The 17606-nt window shown below is 71.0% G+C and carries 18 protein-coding genes; 7 read left to right on the top strand and 11 right to left on the bottom strand.

Translation table 11 applies throughout. From position 1 onward, the window contains the following. Positions 1-13 precede the first annotated feature (13 nt). A complete protein-coding gene (locus ACIQE0_RS22130) occupies positions 14-703 on the bottom strand; it encodes a nitroreductase family protein (protein WP_402334801.1) in 690 nt (229 codons plus the stop codon). Between the two features lie 101 nt (positions 704-804). Between ACIQE0_RS22130 and ACIQE0_RS22125 the strand changes: the two genes are divergently transcribed. Then, on the top strand, positions 805-1398 hold the full coding sequence (locus ACIQE0_RS22125) for a TetR/AcrR family transcriptional regulator (protein ID WP_402334798.1): 594 nt from the start codon (positions 805-807) through the stop codon (positions 1396-1398). Positions 1399-1548: 150 nt separating this feature from the next. On the opposite strand, the gene ACIQE0_RS22120 is transcribed toward ACIQE0_RS22125, so the two are convergent. Next, positions 1549-1707 (bottom strand): hypothetical protein, encoded by a 159-nt coding sequence (locus ACIQE0_RS22120; protein ID WP_366329660.1) that lies wholly within the window; start codon positions 1705-1707, stop codon positions 1549-1551. Positions 1708-1946: 239 nt separating this feature from the next. Further along, entirely contained in the window at positions 1947-2936 is a 990-nt protein-coding gene (locus tag ACIQE0_RS22115) for an NAD(P)H-dependent flavin oxidoreductase (RefSeq protein WP_402334794.1), read from the bottom strand. Between the two features lie 122 nt (positions 2937-3058). On the opposite strand from ACIQE0_RS22115, the gene ACIQE0_RS22110 reads away from it, so the two are divergent. After that, positions 3059-3283, top strand: a complete 225-nt coding sequence (locus ACIQE0_RS22110) for a hypothetical protein (RefSeq protein WP_402334791.1) — start codon at positions 3059-3061, stop codon at positions 3281-3283. Positions 3284-3497: 214 nt separating this feature from the next. Then, complete coding sequence (locus ACIQE0_RS22105) at positions 3498-3653, top strand: hypothetical protein (protein WP_402334789.1); 156 nt, start codon at positions 3498-3500, stop codon at positions 3651-3653. On the opposite strand, the gene ACIQE0_RS22100 is transcribed toward ACIQE0_RS22105, so the two are convergent. Next, positions 3650-4870, bottom strand: a complete 1221-nt coding sequence (locus tag ACIQE0_RS22100) for an FG-GAP-like repeat-containing protein (protein WP_402334786.1) — start codon at positions 4868-4870, stop codon at positions 3650-3652. The genes ACIQE0_RS22105 and ACIQE0_RS22100 overlap by 4 nt on opposite strands. Before the next feature lie 320 nt (positions 4871-5190). Between ACIQE0_RS22100 and ACIQE0_RS22095 the strand changes: the two genes are divergently transcribed. Further along, entirely contained in the window at positions 5191-5613 is a 423-nt protein-coding gene (locus ACIQE0_RS22095) for a TIGR03668 family PPOX class F420-dependent oxidoreductase (protein WP_402334783.1), read from the top strand. 53 nt (positions 5614-5666) lie between these two features. Here ACIQE0_RS22095 and ACIQE0_RS22090 read toward each other — a convergent pair whose 3' ends face one another. The 7 genes from ACIQE0_RS22090 to ACIQE0_RS22060 form a co-directional block, all read right to left on the bottom strand. Then, positions 5667-6833, bottom strand: coding sequence for an MFS transporter (locus ACIQE0_RS22090; RefSeq protein WP_366329779.1), 1167 nt, complete (start codon positions 6831-6833; stop codon positions 5667-5669). A gap of 110 nt (positions 6834-6943) precedes the next feature. Then, positions 6944-8413, bottom strand: coding sequence for an FAD-dependent oxidoreductase (locus ACIQE0_RS22085; protein WP_402334780.1), 1470 nt, complete (start codon positions 8411-8413; stop codon positions 6944-6946). Next, positions 8400-8765 carry a hypothetical protein gene (locus ACIQE0_RS22080; protein ID WP_366329667.1) on the bottom strand — a complete coding sequence of 122 codons (366 nt, stop codon included), beginning with the start codon at positions 8763-8765 and terminating at the stop codon, positions 8400-8402. Before ACIQE0_RS22080 ends, ACIQE0_RS22085 begins: the two co-directional genes overlap by 14 nt. Further along, positions 8765-10198, bottom strand: coding sequence for an aminotransferase class III-fold pyridoxal phosphate-dependent enzyme (locus ACIQE0_RS22075; protein ID WP_366329668.1), 1434 nt, complete (start codon positions 10196-10198; stop codon positions 8765-8767). The genes ACIQE0_RS22080 and ACIQE0_RS22075 overlap by 1 nt, the downstream gene beginning before the upstream one ends. Next, positions 10191-11594 (bottom strand): NAD(P)/FAD-dependent oxidoreductase, encoded by a 1404-nt coding sequence (locus ACIQE0_RS22070; protein ID WP_366329669.1) that lies wholly within the window; start codon positions 11592-11594, stop codon positions 10191-10193. The genes ACIQE0_RS22075 and ACIQE0_RS22070 overlap by 8 nt, the downstream gene beginning before the upstream one ends. Next, complete coding sequence (locus ACIQE0_RS22065; RefSeq protein ID WP_366329670.1) at positions 11591-12559, bottom strand: glycosyltransferase family 2 protein; 969 nt, start codon at positions 12557-12559, stop codon at positions 11591-11593. The genes ACIQE0_RS22070 and ACIQE0_RS22065 overlap by 4 nt, the downstream gene beginning before the upstream one ends. A 552-nt stretch (positions 12560-13111) precedes the next feature. Next, positions 13112-14383 (bottom strand): helix-turn-helix domain-containing protein, encoded by a 1272-nt coding sequence (locus ACIQE0_RS22060; protein ID WP_366329671.1) that lies wholly within the window; start codon positions 14381-14383, stop codon positions 13112-13114. A 617-nt stretch (positions 14384-15000) separates the two neighbouring features. On the opposite strand from ACIQE0_RS22060, the gene ACIQE0_RS22055 reads away from it, so the two are divergent. The 3 genes from ACIQE0_RS22055 (at position 15001) to ACIQE0_RS22045 (ending at position 17546) form a co-directional block, all read left to right on the top strand. Further along, positions 15001-15891: a UTP--glucose-1-phosphate uridylyltransferase gene (locus ACIQE0_RS22055; RefSeq protein ID WP_402334773.1), complete on the top strand. Its 891-nt coding sequence runs from the start codon at positions 15001-15003 to the stop codon at positions 15889-15891. A 451-nt stretch (positions 15892-16342) separates the two neighbouring features. After that, positions 16343-16975, top strand: coding sequence for a DUF1524 domain-containing protein (locus ACIQE0_RS22050; RefSeq protein WP_402334771.1), 633 nt, complete (start codon positions 16343-16345; stop codon positions 16973-16975). Positions 16976-17237: 262 nt separating this feature from the next. Further along, positions 17238-17546 carry a nucleotidyltransferase domain-containing protein gene (locus tag ACIQE0_RS22045; RefSeq protein WP_402335318.1) on the top strand — a complete coding sequence of 103 codons (309 nt, stop codon included), beginning with the start codon at positions 17238-17240 and terminating at the stop codon, positions 17544-17546. The last annotated feature ends 60 nt before the right edge of the window (positions 17547-17606 follow it).

Here is a 17606-nt window from a genome sequence, read left to right as displayed (position 1 = left end):
CGAACGAACGTCATCAGCCATGGAATGTCGTGGTCGACTCCAGTGCGGCCCGCCCGGTCGTGACACGGTTCACCGGCGCGGTCTCATCGGCGTAGCCGAAGGAGATTCCCACGAGCAGCCTTCCTTCGGTGACGCCGAGTTCGGCGCGGACGGTGTCGGCGTAGAAGCTCAGCAGGCCCTGCGGGCAGCTGTCCACGCCGTACGCGGTCATCGCCAGGAGCAGTGTTTGTAGGTAGGCGCCGACGTCCGCGGCCAGCCGTGCCCCGCCGTCACCATTGACGAAGAGGAATGCGGCGTGTGGTGCGCCGTAGAAACGCAGGCTCTCCGCGTCATAGGCCGCGCGTGCCGTGTGATCGTCACGGTCGATGCCCAGCGCTCCGTACAGCTCGGCTCCGAAGGCCGCCCGGCGTGCCTGGTGCACCTGCGCGTACATGTCCTCGGAATAGGGGAAGTCCACCGAGGTGCGCTTCTCGGCGTGGGCTGCCCGCAAGGCATTCGCCAGACGCTCACGCGCCGCACCGCTCACCACCTCCACCTGCCAGGGCTGGGTGTTGGAGTTGGAGGGCGCGGCGCCGGCCAGTGAGAAGACTGCGCGCATCGTGCCCTCGGGCACGGCTTCCGGGCGGAACGCACGGGTCGCGTGACGGCCGCGTATTAACTTCTCCGCGCAGCCGCTCAGTTCGTTGGAGATCGACTCGCTCATGGGGTGCTCCTTGAGGTGGCCAATGTAAACGGTGTCGTTTACTTGCAGGGGAATCCTAGTAGGTCATGCCTCTGGAGTAAACGCGAACGTATACTTCGTCCATGGATACGGTGACGGCGACTCCTCACGGGCGGGGACGTGGCGGGCGGGAGCGCATCCTGGCCGCCGCCGCCCGGCTGTTCGCGGCTCAGGGCATCAATGCGACCGGCATGGAACAGGTCGCGGAGGAGGCGCCCGTCTCCAAGCGCACGCTCTACGCGCACTTCCGCACCAAGAGCGACCTGGTCGTCGCCCACCTCCAGGACCTCGCGACCTCGGGGGCCACCCTGGAGAGCGTGCTGGCCCGCGAGGACGTCCCCCCGGGGGAGCGCATCCTCCGGATGTTCGACCAACCCGCACCGGAGCAGGATCCGGTGCGCGGGTGCCCGTTCATCGACGCCGCCGCGGAGTTCCCCGATCCTCGGAGCGCGGTCCACTCCTACGCCCGCGAACAGAAACTGCGGATGGTGCGGCTGGTCGCCGGCCTCGTGACGGTGATGGGCTGCCGCCAACCCGCCGCACTCGCCGAGCAACTGGTCACCCTCGCGGATGGCGCGGCCAGTCGCGCCATGGTGCTGGGTGAAGCGGACTACGGCCGGCACGCGCGGGCGGCAGCAGAGGTTCTCCTCAAGCAGGCTCTTCCGGAAGCGAACTGACGAGAAGAAGTCAGCACGGAAAAGTCCGTTGGCATGGTTCGGCGGTCTCTCGCTGCCCGTCGTCTGCGTGACGGCTTCCTGGCGTGCGGCAGGAGCGGTGGGTCCGCTCGGGGGTGGCCGGGAGCGAGCAGGTGAGCGGGGCGAGGCGACCTAGCGGTTCTGGGCCCACCACATCGCGAAGCCGATGACCGCGGTGCCCAGCGCATAGGACGCGCCGCGTAGGAAGTTGGTGGCGACGAGGCGGCCGTAGCGGCGCCATGGGTTCGGGAAACGGCGGGGTGTCGGCGGACGCTCCTCCATCGTGTGCATCTGGAGCCCCTCTCGTGAAACGCGGAGAACTGCGGCGGTTCCGTCGGGGGAACCGCTCTCTTGCGTTGATAAAAGCTTAAACGGTTGTGCGCTTGTGAACGTGTCGTGCGCCCCGGCGTGTTCGCCCGAGAATGCGCCGGCTGGCGGCCGCGGCGGGGCGTGGGGCGCGGGGGCCTCAACCCTGGTACCGAGAGGACGACTTGGTGGTGGGTGTGGTGGGAGGGGTGTGGGGCGGGGCGTCAGGGGGTGTCGGTGGTGTGCGCGCGGTTGCGCGTTCGGCTCAGGCGGTCGAGGGTGGCCTCGGCTTCGGCCATGAGCGTGGCGACCAGCCGGGCGGCGGGCTGGAGGTCCGTGACGAGGCCGACGGCCTCGCCGGCCCAGACCGGGACGACATCGAGGTCGCCCTGCTCGGCGGCGTCCCGATAGCGCCGCTTGGCGCCGGCGTCCGTGCGCAGTTCGTCCTCCCGGTCGCGCCATGCGTCGAGATAGCCGTTGCGCAGTGTCCGGGCGGTGTACCGCTCGGGCCAGCCCGCCTCCCGCGCGATGTCGAGCACCCGGTTGCGTTCGGTCTCCTCCCCGCGCGCCCGGATCAGGGCGGCGCCGACGCCGGGCGCGAGCAGCGCCTCGCAACTGGCTTGGAAACGCGTGCCGATCAGGGCGCCGGCTGCCCCCAGCGCCAGCGCCGCCGCCAGCCCTCGGCCGTCGGCGATGCCGCCGGCGGCGAGCACGGGGACCGGTCCGGCGAGGTCCACCACCGCGGGGACCAGGGGCAGCGTCGCCCGCCGACCGCCGTGCCCGCCCGCCTCGGTCCCCTGGGCGATGATCACGTCCGCGCCGACGTCCAGGGCCCGTTGGGCCTCGTCGAGGCTGGTCACCTGCACCATCAGCAGGGCGCCCGCCTCGCGCACCTGGTCCGCGAACGGGGCGGGGTCCCCGAAGGAGAGCATCACGGCGGCCGGGCCCTGCTCCAACGCGTACGCCAGCGGTTCCGGGCCGATGGCCCAGGTGAGGAAGCCGACGCCCCAGGGTCGGGTGGTCTCCCGCCGGACCAGGGCGAGTTCGCGCGCCAGCCAGTCCGGCTCGCCTCGCGCGCCGCCGACCATGCCCAGACCGCCGGCGTTCGACACCGCCGCCGCCAGGGCACCGCCGGCGACCCCGCCCATGGGGGCCAGGACGACGGGGTGTTCCACGGGAAGGAGGTCATGGAGTGCGGTGGTGAGGAGAGGCATGCCCGCAAGCATCGTCCTTCGGCGCCTCTGCCGGTAGGTGGCTGGTCACTGCGCCGGGGAGTCATCCCGCCGGACCCTTCGCCGGGCGCCGCCGTGGTGGGGTGTTCGGGGCTGGTGGGCGCGTGGATGACCCGCCGGACCAGGTCCTCGGTGTGGTGCGCGGCGCCGTGGATGAGCCGTTGGGCGGTCAGGCCCTCGAAGAGGGCGACGCAGGGGGCGAAGCCCTCGGCGTCGCCCATCTGGAGTGCGGGCAGGCCATAGCCGTCCGCCACGGCGCCGAACACGGCGAATACCTGCACACCATGTACCTGGACCACTTCGGGCCACCGCCGCCGGTCGGGAGCTGAGCGCGTAGCCCGAGACCGCCGGCAGCCCCGCCCTCTTCGCGGACGGCGGCGCCCTCGTCGGCACCCTGGACGACGGCACCCGGCGCGTGGCCACCGCGACCATGCCCTACACGTGAGAGCCGCTCGACCCGGCGCAGGCCCGCGCACAGCTCACCGTGCCCGCCTACGCCGTCAAGATCGCCCCGGTTGCGACGGTGACCTGCGGGTATTCAATTTGGTTCGCACCGAGATCGGCGACCTCACCGTCAAGGGCGCCTGGGCCGGACCGGCCCGCCTCCAGCTCTTCGCCCACGCCTTGGCGCCCCTGGCCGACCTGCCGTCCGGCCTCGGTGCACTCGCCGTCAGCGGCGGGGCCAGGGGGGCGGTCTAGCAGAAGCCGTTGAGCTCCCACCACTCGCCGTTGGTGCGCTCACCGCGCGACAACAGGCCATTGCCCAGGCCGCGGTAGGTGACCAGCCAGCCGGGGTTGCCGGCGTAGCCGTCGATCACGTACTTCTCGTTGGTCACGGTGATGAGGTCGGGGCGGCCGTCGCCGGAAGAGTCACCGTTCGCGATGAGGTCGGCCATGGTGTTCCAGCCGCCCGAGCCGACCAGGACACGGCCTCCGAGGGCGGTGGCACGGCCCGGGTAGAGCCAGAGCTTGCCGGTGGACGCCTCGCGGGCATAGAGGTCAGGGCGGCCGTCACCGTCCACGTCGCCGACTCCGACGAGCGCGTTCATGCCGTTCCAGCCGCCCGTGCCGAGGAGTTTGCGCGAGCCGAGCGTGCCGGCCGAGGTGCCGGGGTACAGCCACAGTTTGCCCGTGGACTTCTCGACGGCGATCAGGTCGGAACGGCCGTCACCCGTCAGGTCACCGAAGGCGGTGATGTTGCTCATGCCGTTCCAGCCACCCGTGCCGATCAGCTTGCGGGTGCCGAGGGGGCCGTTGCCCGTGCCGGGGTAGAGCCACAGTTTGCCGGTGGACGCCTCGCGGGCGATGAGGTCCTCGCGGCCGTCACCGGTGAAGTCGCCGTGCCGGGTCAGGGCGTTCATGCCGTTCCAACCGCCGGTGCCTATGAGGCGGCCGGTGCCGTCGCCCGAACTCAGCCAGAGCCGCCCGGCGGTGTCGCGGACGACCACGTCGGCCTTGCGGTCACCGTTCATGTCACCGAAACCCATGGCCTTGGGAGAGGTCTCGGAGAACCAGAGGGGGTACGCGGGCTGGCTGCATTCGCGTGCGGTGGGGACGAACTTGATCGAGCTGGTCGTCGCCGTCGGGGACGAACTGTATTCGCCGGCGCTGTTGGGACGCTGGGGGAAGTAGCCGCCCCACGCCACATAGTTCTTGTCCTCGTAGACGCAGGCGATCGACGACGTCCGGTTGACGTACGTGTGGATCTTGTTGTCCCAGCTGCCCAGGTCCGCGACGCTCTTGTTCGTCTTGTACATCTGCCCGGTCGCGTTCTCGCCGGACCAGCCGCAGAAGTAGCCCGCCGGGCAGGCATACGCGTCCGCGGCTGCGGAAGCGGCGTTCACGGTCGCCAGGCCGGTGCTCGCGAGCACGAACCCGGCAAGCGTCGCCGCACTCCGTCTGAGACGGTTTTTCATGGTTGTGTCCCTTTCAATTGGTTTACGCCGCCAGCCTATCCGCAGGCACTGACAGGGACTTGAGAACAGACCAGGCAGGCCGACGCGCACACCAACGACCGCTTCGGTGAGGGCATCTGAGTGGTGCTTCGCCCGGTTGGCGGGACGGACTGTTGCCTCGGGGACGGCCGGGGTACCTCCGCAGAAAGGGCCGCGCGCCGCGGCCGAGGAGAAGCCGGAGACGAAGGAGCCGCCGTGACGTTCGGGGCATCGACACCACTGCGGGTTCGCCGGGAACGCGGGGCGCTTCCGGCGAGGCGGGCGGGGGAGCCGTGCCGCTGATGACGCACGAGCGGGCCCGGCGGCGCTTCGCGCGATCCCGGGTCGCCCGCCTCGCCACCGTCGACGCCGACGGCCGCCCCCATCTGGTGCCGGTGGTGTTCGTCGTCACCGGCGACACCCTCGCCTTCGCCGTCGACCACAAACCCAAGCGGACCACCGCGCTCAGACGACTGGCCAACATCGCCGCCCACCCCGAGGTCAGCCTCCTCGCCGACGACTACGACGAGGACTGGGACCGCCTGTGGTGGGCGCGGGCCGACGGCACGGCCACCGTGCTGCCGCCGGCCGACGAGGCGGAGAGATCGGCCGGGTACGTGCGGCTGCTGACGGAGAAATACCGGACGCAGTACGCGGGCCGTCCGCCGGAAGGACCCGTGGTGGAGGTGGCGGTGACCCGCTGGACCGGATGGCACGCCACCTGAGGGCCGGCCCCCGGAACAGACGCCAGGGGACCGGCCGTTGGGGCGCGCCGGCCTCAGAGCGCCGTATGCGAGCGTCCGGCGCCGCGGGTCGCGCGGTGGATGCCGACCGCCGCGGCGAGGCAGAGCACGGAGATCACACAGAGCACCAGGGGCACGGCCCGCACCCCGGCACCCTGGATCACACCGCCGAGCGCGGGCCCCGCCGCGACACCGCCGACCATCGAGGCGGCGATGACATAGGCACCGGCGCGGCGCGCGGTGGGGACGGTGCGGGTCAGCCACGGCAGACCGGTCGGGAAGATCGGGGCGATGAACAGGCCGACCCCGGCGTACATGTACGGGGCGAGCGCCGGGACACCGGCCGCGGCCAGGCAGACCGCCATACCGGCGCAGCTGACGATGACGATGGCCGGTTCCGAGTACCGGAGAGTCAGCGGCACGACCAGGAAGCGGCCCACCGTCATCATCAGCCAGTACACCGAGGTGGCCGAGGCGGCGAAGCCCGCGCCGAAGCCGATCGTCTCCAGGTGCGTCGGCTCCCAGCCGCCCACCCCGGCCTCCACGCCGACGTGCAGCACGTACAGCGTCACGAACGCCGCCATCATCAGCGCCAGCGAGCGGCCCAGCGGCGCCGACCCACCCGCCCCGGACCCGGCGGAGTCCGCGGCCCGGGGCGGGTCGGTGTTGCTGACGCCCTTGAGGAAGAGCAGCAGCAGCGCCGACGCCACCCCGAACACCCCGAAGACGAACGGGTAGCGGTGCGGACCGACGGCACCGATGACGATCGGACCGCCGACCGCGCCGATGCCGAAGAAGGCGTTCAGCACGTTGAGCATCGCCGTGCTGCGACGGCCGAAACCCACCGCGAAGAGCTGGTTGAGGCCGTAGTCGATACCGCCGAAGCCGAGTCCGGCGCCCAGCGCGGCGGCCAGCGCCACCGGCCAGGACGGGGCCAGCGCGAAGCCGACGGTGCCGAGGGCCATCAGCAGGTACGAGGCCCCCAACAGGGCGCGGTTGCCGACCCTGCCGTGCACGCGGTTGAAGGCGAGCACCCCGCACACCCCGCCGATGAAGTGGGCGCTCAGACCCAGTCCGGCCGCCGACGGCGTCAGGCCGAACGTGCCGCGCAGCGCCGGGATGGCGGGCCCGTAGAAGGACTGCAGCGCACCGATCAGCGCGAAGCCCACACAGGACGCCACCAGTGCCACAGTGCTGAACATCTTGAACTCGGCCGCGGGCGCGGTGTCTTGGGCGGGGTCGGTGACCCCTGCGCCACGCTTCCGCTCGTCGGCGGTGCCGGTTGCCGGGAGCTCGCTCATCGTGCCTTTCCTCAACGGTTGTTGAACCGGGACACGATCTCATGGGCGAACGCCATGATCGTGCCCTGTGGGCTGATTCCCGTCACGCCCGGGAGCACGCTGGCGTCGCACACCCGCAGGCCCTCGAAACCGTGCGGACGGCCGTCGGCGTCGCACACCCCGCCGCGGTCGGCCGCCCCCATCGCGGCCGACGCCATCCCGTGCACCGAGACCAACTCCCAGTCCTGCGGGCGCACCCGCCGGCAGAACGCCTCGACGTCGGCGGGGGACCGCAGCGCGGGAGACGCGGACACCGGCGGTGTGAGATCCGTCGCGCCCGCCGCGAACAGCGCCTGAGCGCCCTTGCGGAAGGCGTCGCACAGCGCACTGTGGTCCACCGCGCTCATCGCATGGCGCAGCAGCAGACCCCCGCCGGGGACGGACCGCACCGAGGCCGTGCCGTGCAGCCGCACCTGCGTGGTGTAGACGCCCAGACGGTCGAAGTCGGCCAGCAGGCGCCGGGTGTCGGGCGCGGGGCGCCCGGCCAGCGCGGCGGCCAGGCTGCCGCGCGAGACATTGGCCGGCATGATCAGCACGCCCTGGTCGCCGAACTCCTTCACCTGAGCGGTGAAGAGGGTCCCGCGGTCCGCGCGCACCTCCTCCGGGAAACGGGCGATGGTCCGCAGATTGACATGCAGGGAGAGCCGGCGGCCCGCGGTGCGGTGCTGGATGCGGCTGCGCTGGAGGAGCGCGGGGGTGCCCAGCGGACCCGCCGCCAGGAACACCGCACGCGCCCGGTAGACCGTCCGGGCCCCGTCCGGGCCGACGGCCAGCACCCCGTGCGCGGTACGCCCGTCGTGCAGCACCCGCACCACCCGGGTATCGGGCCGGATCTCCGCCCCCAGCGCCTCGGCCTGCGGCAGGTAGCTGACCGCCATGCTCTGCTTGGCCCCGCTGGTGCAGCCGGTCGTGCAGCGGTTGCGGTGCAGACAGTCGCGCACCGCGCGGCGGGGGTGCTGCCATCCCCAGGAGAGCCGTTCCGCACCCGCCGCCAGGAGTTGCGAGTCGCGGTTGCCGTCCCCGTGCGGCTGGGTGATCACGTTCAGCCGGGTGGTGACGGTCTTGAGATGGACCTCCAGGTCCTCCGCCCGGTACCCGTCGAGGCCCGACTGCGCCGCCCAACGGGCCAGCAGCCGGGGCGGCGGCTCCCACAGCAGACCGCCGTTGACCAGGGTCGTCCCGCCCACACAACGCCCCTCGCCGTAGGCGATGGTGGGGGTGCCGAAGATCGGGGTCAGACCCCCGTTGCGGTACAGCCGGCGCATGTTGCCCGCCTGGCTGGCCGCCGCGAGGTCCGCCGTCCCGGCCCGCGGTCCCTCCTCCAGGACCGTCACCTGCCGCCCTGCGGCGGCGAGTTCGAGCGCGGCGACGCTGCCGCCGGCGCCCGAACCGACCACCACCACATCGGCCTCCACGGTCCGTGCACGCCTACCGGTGAGCATGGGCGCCACCTCGCTCCTCCTCGTCCGTGCGACCGTCGAGCGCGCCCAGGAGGGCCAGCGCGGTGCTGGCCCGGACGATCTCGGCGAAGCCGGGCAGGGCGGCCAGGGCCCGCATGCCCCGCCGGCCCTCCTCGGCCGTCGCACCGCGCAGCGAACTGCGCGCGGCGACCCGGAAGGCCAGCGGCAGCAGCCGCAGCGCGGTCGCATAACCGGCGCGATACGGCGCCGACAGGGTCGCCAGGGTGCCCAGGACATGGTCCTCGGCCGCGGCCATGGCACCCGGCTCGCGCAACCAGGGGTACTGGCGCTGCCAGTAGGCCCGCAGGCCACTGGCGCGCAGAGCGGCCCGCATCAGCGCACCGCCTTCGCCGCGGAGACCTTCTCCCGCACGAAGTCCGTCAACAGCCGGCGCACCCCACGGCCCAGCACGTCGTCCAGGGCACGCAGGAAGATCTGCACCTCCTCCTCGCCCGCCACCAGCGGCGGCGAGACGATCAGCGCGATTCGCTGGTTGGAGCCGAAGAACGTCAGGATGCCGTGGTCCCGGTAGAGCGCGGCGATCACCGCACCGGTCAGGAGCTTCGCGGTCACCTGCGGGTCCTTGGCCAACGACAGCGGGATCAGGTCCCGGACCGCCTTGGGCAGCGACGGCCCCTGCCGCAGATACACGCCGTGCAACGCGCCCTGGCCCGCCACCGACGCGACCAGGCCGGAATGGCGCGCGGCGAGATCGGCCAGCCCCGCCGACAGCAACTCGCCCAACTTCCGGGCCCGGCCGGGGAAGTCCTCCTCCACCGCGACCGCGACCGCCTCCAACGCCGTCGCGGTCTCCTCGCCGAAACCGTAGTAGGTGGTGCTGTGCAGCGTGGCGTCGCCGAGGTTGTCGTAGGCGCGGCGGAAGACCGGTTCGCGGGTGATGTAGCCGGAGATCGAGGACTTCCCGCCGCCGAACGACTTCGACGTGGTCAGCACGTCGGGCACCAGCCCGGGATGGCGCATGAAGTGGAACAGCTCACCGGTCTTGCCCCAGCCGGTGTAGACCTCGTCGAAGACCAGGACGATGTCCTGCTCGGTGCACAGCCGGCGGACCTCGTACAGGAACTCCGCCGGGCACTCGCGCAGACTGGACGCGCTGAACGGCTCCAGCACCACGGCGTAGACGTCGCTGCGGCCCCGGCCGTCGGTGTGCCGCTCCAGCGCCAGCCGGAAGGATTCGAGGTCGGCGTAGGCGAACGAGTCGGTGCCCGGGATCCGCGGGAAGTCGAAATGGATCTCGGGGGAGGCGGTGAGGCTGCCGGCACCCATCAGCTTGCCGTGGAAGGCGATGTCGGTGTGCAGCACCGTGCCCCGCCGGCCACCGTGGTACTTGTACGCCAGCTTGACGGCGCCCTCGACCGCCTCCGCACCGGAGTTGGGGAAGTAGGAGACGTTCAGGTCACCCGGCAGCAGCGCGGCGAGGTTGTGGCTGAGCGCGGCGACGTACGGCGAGAAGTAGTTCTTGTGCACCTCCATCCGGCGCCGCTCCCGGTAGCGGTCCCGGGCGGCCAGCACCCTGGGATGGTTGTGGCCGTGGTTGAGGACGCCCACCCCGCCGGTGAAGTCCAGGATTCTGCGGCCGTCGCGCAGCGTGATCCAGGCGCCCTCGGCGCTCTCCACCAGGTCCCGGCCGAAGCCGAAGGTGCCGATGAGCGAGACCTGACTGCGGCTGACGTACTTGCCGTACAGGTCGTGGACCTGCTCGATGCTCAGGCGCTCGGCCTGGTCGAGGGTGAGCAGCTCAGGCACGGGCGTTCTCCTCGTCGTGACGCGCCGCAGCGGTGCGCAGCCGGTCGGCTATCAGCCGGCCGGCCTTGCGGCCTTCACGCACGGCGTAGTTGGTGCCGCGGTCCTCGGGGAAGACCTGGGCCATGCTCGACAGGTACAGGCCCGGCACCTGCGTCTGGAGCGGCGGCATCGTCCGCCGGTAGCCGGGCGTGATCACCGGCTGGGCGTACTCCGCCCGCCACACGTGGAAGTCGTCGATCCACCCGCGGTCGAAGCCGGGGAACATGGTGCGCAGGTGCGGGAGGCTGTACTCCAGCACCTCCTCGTCGCCCATCCGGTACAGCTCGGCGTCGACCGGCAGGTACTTCGACAGATAGACGATGTGCTTGCCGCCGTAGCGGCCCGGCGCGTCCATGTTGGTGTGCTCGATGACGCCGACGTAGGGGAACGACGGGTCGTTGACGTTCAGCCAGTACGTGTCCGACAGCGGCCGGTTGTTCTCCAGCACCAGGCAGACATTGGCCAGATACTGCACGTTCCGCAGCTGGCGGGCGAGCGCGGGGGAGGCCGGATGGAGCACCGCGGCCTCGTCCGGGGCGACCGGGTCCAGCAGCGCGGCGGCCTGCTCGGGGGCGGTGGTCACCAGCACGTGCGGTGCGGTGAGGACCTCGCCCGCTTCGGTGCGGACACCGGTGACACGGCTGCCGTCGGTCAGCAGCGAGCGGGCGGCGGTGCCGGTGAGGATCTCCACCCCGAGCTCGGTGAGCCGCTTGTGCAGCGCGTTCACCAGCGTCTCGCTGCCGCCGCGGAGGTAGTACAGCGTCTCGCTGCCGGACTTGGTCCGGCTGCCGCCGCGCAGATGGAGCTTGGTCCACATCCAGGTGGCGCCGACCTGGTCGGCGTACTGGCCGAACTTCCCCTCCAGCAGCGGCCGCCACACCACGTCGTAGACCTTGCGCCCGCCGAGCGAGATCAGCCACTCCTTGGCGGTGCGGTTTTCCAACTCCCGCCAGTCCTTGACACGTTGGGCCCGCAGCGCGAGCAGGCCCAGGCGTAAGCGGTTGGGGAACGACAGGGGCGCGAAGCGCAACAGGTCCAGCGGTTGGGAGAGGCGGTAGATGGAGTTGGCGTAGTACATCCCGGTGCGCGTCAGATGCGGTTCGACGGCGTGGGAGACGCCCAGCTCGGCGCAGAGGTCGAGGATCTCGGTGTCGGAGGCGAACCAGTGGTGGTAGAAGCGCTCGATGCGCCGACCGCCGCCGACGTCGAAACTGCCGGCCAGACCGCCGAGTTCACCCTCCTTCTCCAGGACCCGGACGCGGTGGCCCCGCTCGGCCAGCTCCAGGGCGGCGGACAGGCCGGTGAAGCCGCCGCCGACGACGAGGGCGTCCGTGGTGGCCGTGTTGTCTGTGCTCATGCGTACTCCTCGACGAGCTCCGGGGTGGGGTCGGTGGGCCGGGCGGTGTTGCGGATGCGCTCCAGGACCAGATACGGCGGCCGGCCCTGCACCTGGCGGAACACCCCGACCAGGTATTCGCCCAACACCCCGCAGGCCAGCGACTGGATGCCGAACGCGCCGAGCGAGGTGGACCGGCGCAGGCCCTGCCCGGTCACGCCGACGCCCACCGCCGCGGCGAGGGACGCCACGCCGACGTAGGTGGGCAGCCGGAGCGGCAGCGCGGCCCCGCCGGCGAGCAGACCGCTGCGGGACAGCGCCAGCATCTTGCGCAGCGTGTACTTGGTCTCACCGCCGCCGCGGGCGTCCCGCTCGTAGCTGATGCTGGTCTCGGGGAACCCGGTCCAGCTGATGGCGCCGCGCAGGAAGAGCTCGCTCTCCCCGAGGTTCCCCACGAAGTCGACGACCTTGCGGTCCAGCAGCCGGAAGTCCCCGGTGTCCAGTGCGACCGGCTGCTGGGTCAGGCTCGCCAGCAGCCGGTAGTACGCGTACGCGGTGGCCTTCTTGAACACCGTCTCGCCCTGCCGGTGACTGCGCCGCGCGGACACCACCGACGAGCCCTTGAGCCACTGCTCGACCATGCGCGGGATGAGCTCGGGCGGGTCCTGGAGGTCGGCGTCGATCAGGACGACGGCGTCCCCGTCCGCCTCGTGCAGACCGGCCAGACAGGCGGCCTGGTGGCCGAAGTTGCGGCTGAAACGGACCGCACGGGCCGTCGGCGTCTCACTGGTCAGCTGCTCGATGAGCGGCCAGGTCCGGTCGGTGCTGCCGTCGTCGACGTAGATGATCTCGTGCGGGAGGTCGCGCACCGCACGCGTCAGGCGCCGGTGCGTCCGCTCCAGCACCTCCTCCTCGTTGAAGCAGGGCAGGACGATACTGACGAGATAGGGGCGCGGCGGCCCCTCGTGGGGAACAGGGGTGGCCATGAGAACCCTCCTGAAGGGGAAACGCGGAGAAGGGGGAACGGACGTGCGGGGCGGGCGGAGCCCGGACGGCGGTCTCGCTGTTCCGATCAGATGGCAGGGCGGTTCGGTGATCAGGGCACCACGGGGGAGCGCGCGGCGCGTCCGCCGCGGTCCCGCCGACCGGCCCCGAGTGGCGTGGCCTGGATGCGCTGCCAGACGACGCTTCCGGCGGCGCGGACCGTGGTGCTGTGCCACTCTCCGAGCGCTTGGCAACAGGTTGCCAGCGCTGGCATAAAGTTGGCAAGGGTGGCCCGGGAAAGGTGACCTTAACTAGTCGGCCGCGCAGTCAACTCCCGTGCCCCTCACGGGCGTCCACCACCGCACCCTGAAGCAGACTGGAAACGGCGCCTTCCCCAGGCGTCGACGCCGGACGGCAGTGCGATGAAGGGGGACAGGGGAGATAGGGAAAAGCCCCGACGCCATACGGGTCGGGGCACTGCGCAGAGGCGGACGGGAGGGGCGTGTGCGGAAGGGGCCGCGGTCACCGTCGCGCCGCGAACGGCCGTCCGCCGCTTACTTCTTGACCCTGGCCTTGGGCTTGGTCCGGCTCCCGGCCCGGCGCGTCGGACGGCCGCGGTGCGCGTCTTCCAGGGCCTCGGCGAGAATCCGCCAACTTTCCGCGGCCAGATCGATGTTGGACTCCTGCCGGGCCTGCTCGCCCAGCTCCTTGAGCCGCCGGATGGCCTCCTCCTCGTGGCCTTCCAACAGCATCAGCCGGCAGTCGAGGATGTGCAGCCGGATGCGGTCGCGGTAGGAAAGCCGCAGCTCGTGGCCGCTGAGCTCGTCGAGCGCCGTACGGGCGTCCGGGTACCGCCCTTCCTCGAAGGCCAAGTGCGTCTGCAACGTCAGCAGTTCCTGACACAGGACGGGCGTGCCGACCAGGGTCAGGGCGCCGGCTGCCGCGTCCAGGTACTCCCGACAGCGGTCCGTGCGCGGCGGTGCGACCTGGAGACAGAGGGAGGCCGCGGCCAGGCGCAGCCGGAGCCACAGCGTCAGATCGACACGGCTCTCCAACTCCTGCATGGCCCGTTCCAAGTACGTCATGGCGGTCTCGTGGTCGCCCTGCCGGAAGCGCACGGTGGCCACCGACCACAGGGCCTCGGCGGCCAGCACACCGGACCGGCCCTCCATGAGCTCGGCGAGTTCGTCGGCGTGCGCCCGCGCGTCGGGCAGCCGGCCGGCCTCGGCCTCCACCGACACCAGCGTCAGCAGCGCGCCCCCGGTGTCGGACACCGACAAGTGGGCCTTCTTTGCCAGTCGATGGGCCTCCACCGCAATGCTGATGGCCTGGCTCACCTCACCGGTGGAGCGCAGCGAGCGTGCCAGGTGGGAGCGGGCCCGGCATTGGAGTTCGGGCAGGGCCTGCTCATCGGCGATCCGCACCAGTTCTTCCAGGCAGGCCTGTTCCTCGACGCGTTCACCGCGCCGCCGCCAGTGGGCGGACACCAGCCAGAGAGCCTGCCAACGCTGTATGGCGTCTTCCTGATCGGCTCGTTTGAGTGCGGCGATGAGGTGCTCGGTCGCCTCGTCGCTGTCGGAGGACACGGCCAGGCTCAGTGCCTGGGCGAGCGAGCCGGTGTGCACAGACTCCTCGAACGCGGAGGGCTCGACGCCGAGTTGCCTGGCGAGATAGGTGATCACCCGGTCCGTGGGTTGCCGGGCGCCGGACTCCAGACGCGACAGGTATCCGGTGGAGATCTCCTCCCCGGCGAGTGCGGACTGGGAGAGACCCCGCTCTGCCCGCAGCGCCTTGAGGCGCCGTCCGAAAGCCGGCTGTTCTCTCATGTGAACCCACTATTCAGCTCGGTTGAGACGTGAGGCCACCCGCCCTCCGCGCAGCTCCCCGAGCGGGCAACAACCTGGTCGTTGCCGGCAGTTTAGTGAGCCGCTGCCTGCCCGGGCAAGCGGATTGCCAAACGTCGACGGGCTCTTTCCCAGCATCTCCTTGATGTCGGCCGTCATGAATTTGCCAACCTCTTGGCAAACGTTGTCAAGCTTCCGCCGCCCTCGGTACGTTGTCAGCGTTTCAAATACCGGGATCGCGACATCCCCGGTCATCTGCTTCTTTATCGATGGAGACGGAATGTCCCAGCGCGCCCGCACGTTATCCGGTACCGCCCTTTCCGCCCTGAAATGCTCGCCATTCGCCGGTTCGCCGGACTGGGACATTGACTGGCCGCTGCACAAGGGGACCGACGTTCCCGCCCATGGAGACTGTCATCGGGCGGACCGGCCCTGACGGCGGCGGCCGCCCACGTTGCCCATGACAGGCAACGTGGCGGCGGCCCCCCGAAGCCGTCGAGCGTCCGTGTCCCGGCGCCGCCACTCCGCGGCGCCCGCGCGAGCACTCCGGCCCTGCCGTCACCCCCCACCGGCAGCGCAGCCCCGAACCTGGAGACCGCATGCAGCCGCTCACCAAGGCCGTCATCCCCGTGGCCGGTTACGGCCCCCGCCTGCTGCCCGCGACCAAGACGATCCCGAAGGGCATGCTGCCCGTCGTCGACAGACCCGTCCTCCAGTACGTCGTCGAGGAGGCCGCCGCCGCGGGTCTGCGCGACGTCCTGATGATCACCGGACGTCACACCCAGCCGATCGAGGACCACTTCGACCGCAACGCCGAGCTGGAACAGGCCCTCCGCCGCACGGGAGACCCCCACCTCCTGGCCGAACTCCAGCGCCCCGAGCGCCTGGCCACCGTCCACTACCTCCGGCAGGACACCCGCCAAGGACTCGGCCACGCCGTCCTGCGCGCCGAACACCACATCGGCGACGAACCCTTCGCCGTCCTCCTCGGCGACGACCTCATCGACGCCGGCAGCCCCCTGCTCCCGGACATGATCAAAACCCAGCAGCGCTACGGCGGTTGCGTGCTCGCCCTCACACCGGCCGCCCCGCACGAGAGCTTCGCCCACGGCCGCGCGACCACCCTGCGCGCCCGCACCGACGGCACCCTGCCCATCGCCGACCTCGTGGAGGGGCCGCGCCCCGCCGGGGCCCCGGGCGGCTACGCGGTGATCGGCCGGTACGTGCTGTCCCCGGAGGTGTTCGCCGCCCTCCGGGCCGCCCCGCCGGGCCGCGACGGCGAGATCCAACTCACCGACGCCCTGGCCGCGATGGCCCGCAGCGGCACCCCCGTCCACGGTGTGCTGCACACCGGCCGCCGCCACGACACCGCCGACCCGGAGAACTGCCTCCGCACCGCCATCCAGTTCGCCTGCGAACGCCCCGACCTCGGCCCGTCCCTGCGCACCTGGCTCGACCACTACGTACGCCACGAGATGCCCCGCGGCTGAGGTCGGCCCTTTCGGCCGTGCTGCGCTGTCACCTCGGCGGGTGGCGGCCGGTCGCCACGATGCTCGTAGGGGTCTCGTCGCCTCTGAGTGACGGCCGAGTCAGCGGGATGGCCACGGTGTGCTGCTGACCGAGCGTCAATGCCGTTCGGTGCGGGAGCGGGTGCGCTTCACTGCCTCCTGCCCTTCCCTCGCTCAAGTCCCATGCCCAGAAGCGCCGTTCGCGCGTCCTGCCGCCGCGTGGCACCCGTTCGAACGTTCTCGATGTCGCACTGGAGAAGCTGGACGCCTTGTATTCACGGGGAGTTCAGGTGTCGACGCCATCATTAAAGGGAACGTAATGGGCAAGGAAAGGTGTTGTCATGTCCATTCAACGCGCGTAGCGCTGGGCATGACCCCTGCGGTTTCCTCGAAGTGCCCCCACTCCAATCCCCCCACATTCCAGGAGACTTTGATGCCTCGCGCCGCTCTGGGACTGTCCGCCGCTGCCGTGGTCCTCGTCGGGCTCACCGCCGCCCCGGCGATGGCCGAACCGCCGGCCCCGCCGTCGACGTCGACGATCCGCACCGAGCTGGCCGCCCTGAAGGTGGCCACCCCGCACTCCATGGACGGTTACGCCCGCGACAAGTTCTCGATATGGGCCAAGCAGCCCGACGGCTGCACCACCCGTCAGGAAGTTCTCGCCCGTGACGGCAAGAACGTCCAGGACAAGCCGGGCAGCTGTCAGCCGTCGAGCGGTTCGTGGTACTCCGCCTACGACGACACCACCGTCACCAACGTCGCCCAGGCCACCATCGACCACATGGTCCCGCTCGCCGAAGCCTGGCGTTCCGGCGCCGACGGCTGGACGGCCGACCAGCGCAAGGCGTTCGGCAACGACCTGAAGGACCCGCAGCTGGTCATCGCCTCGGGCTCCTCCAACAGCTCCAAGAGCGACAGCGGCCCGGCCGACTGGAAGCCGACCAACCACGCCTACTGGTGCATCTACGCCAAGGACTACACCCACGTGAAGTCCGTCTTCAAGCTCACCACGACCGACGCCGAGAAGACGGCGCTGTCCTCCATGCTCGACACCTGCACCAACTGACCGACCCCATGGCGACCCGCCTCCCGCACCTGCCAAGGGACTTGGCCTGTGCGGGAGGCGGCGCGCGGATCGGCCGCCGAAACCTCCACTGATGCTCATGGGTGCGGTCAGCTCGTACTCTTGTGCCTGGCGCCTGTAGCGCGGCGCCAGGGAAACGCGTCCGCGCGCATGGCCGCTGACCCCCAAACCCGTTGATCTGGAGGGCCGTTGATGCGGCATGGCCGTCGATCCGCAGCAGCGCTGACAGCGTCACGCACGGGGCCTGTACCGTCCCGAGGGCGGCCGGCACCGGCAACCGGGAGCCAGTCCGCATGACCCACCGCGGCGCACAACCAGGGGACGAACCGAACGCGCCCACTCCGGAACGCGTCGCCGAAGTGCGGGAGGTCACCGCCCGCATCACGCACTGGGCCGCGGGCCGCCCCGACATCGTCGGCCTGCCCTCGTCGGGTCCTACGCCCGCAACGCCGCCCGCCCGGACTCCGACATCGACATCGTCCTGCTCACGACGGACCGGTCCCGATACGCCGACGACGGTGCGCCACGAACACAACGGGAGGTTTCGATGTAGACGAAGTCTTCCGACGTGATGCTGCACTGGTGATGGAGGTAGGCCCTCCGGGACCGCCCA

It is taken from the genome of Streptomyces sp. NPDC093097 (genome assembly GCF_044754325.1).
GTDB lineage: Bacteria > Actinomycetota > Actinomycetes > Streptomycetales > Streptomycetaceae > Streptomyces.
This window is presented reverse-complemented; position numbering and strand designations above follow the sequence as displayed.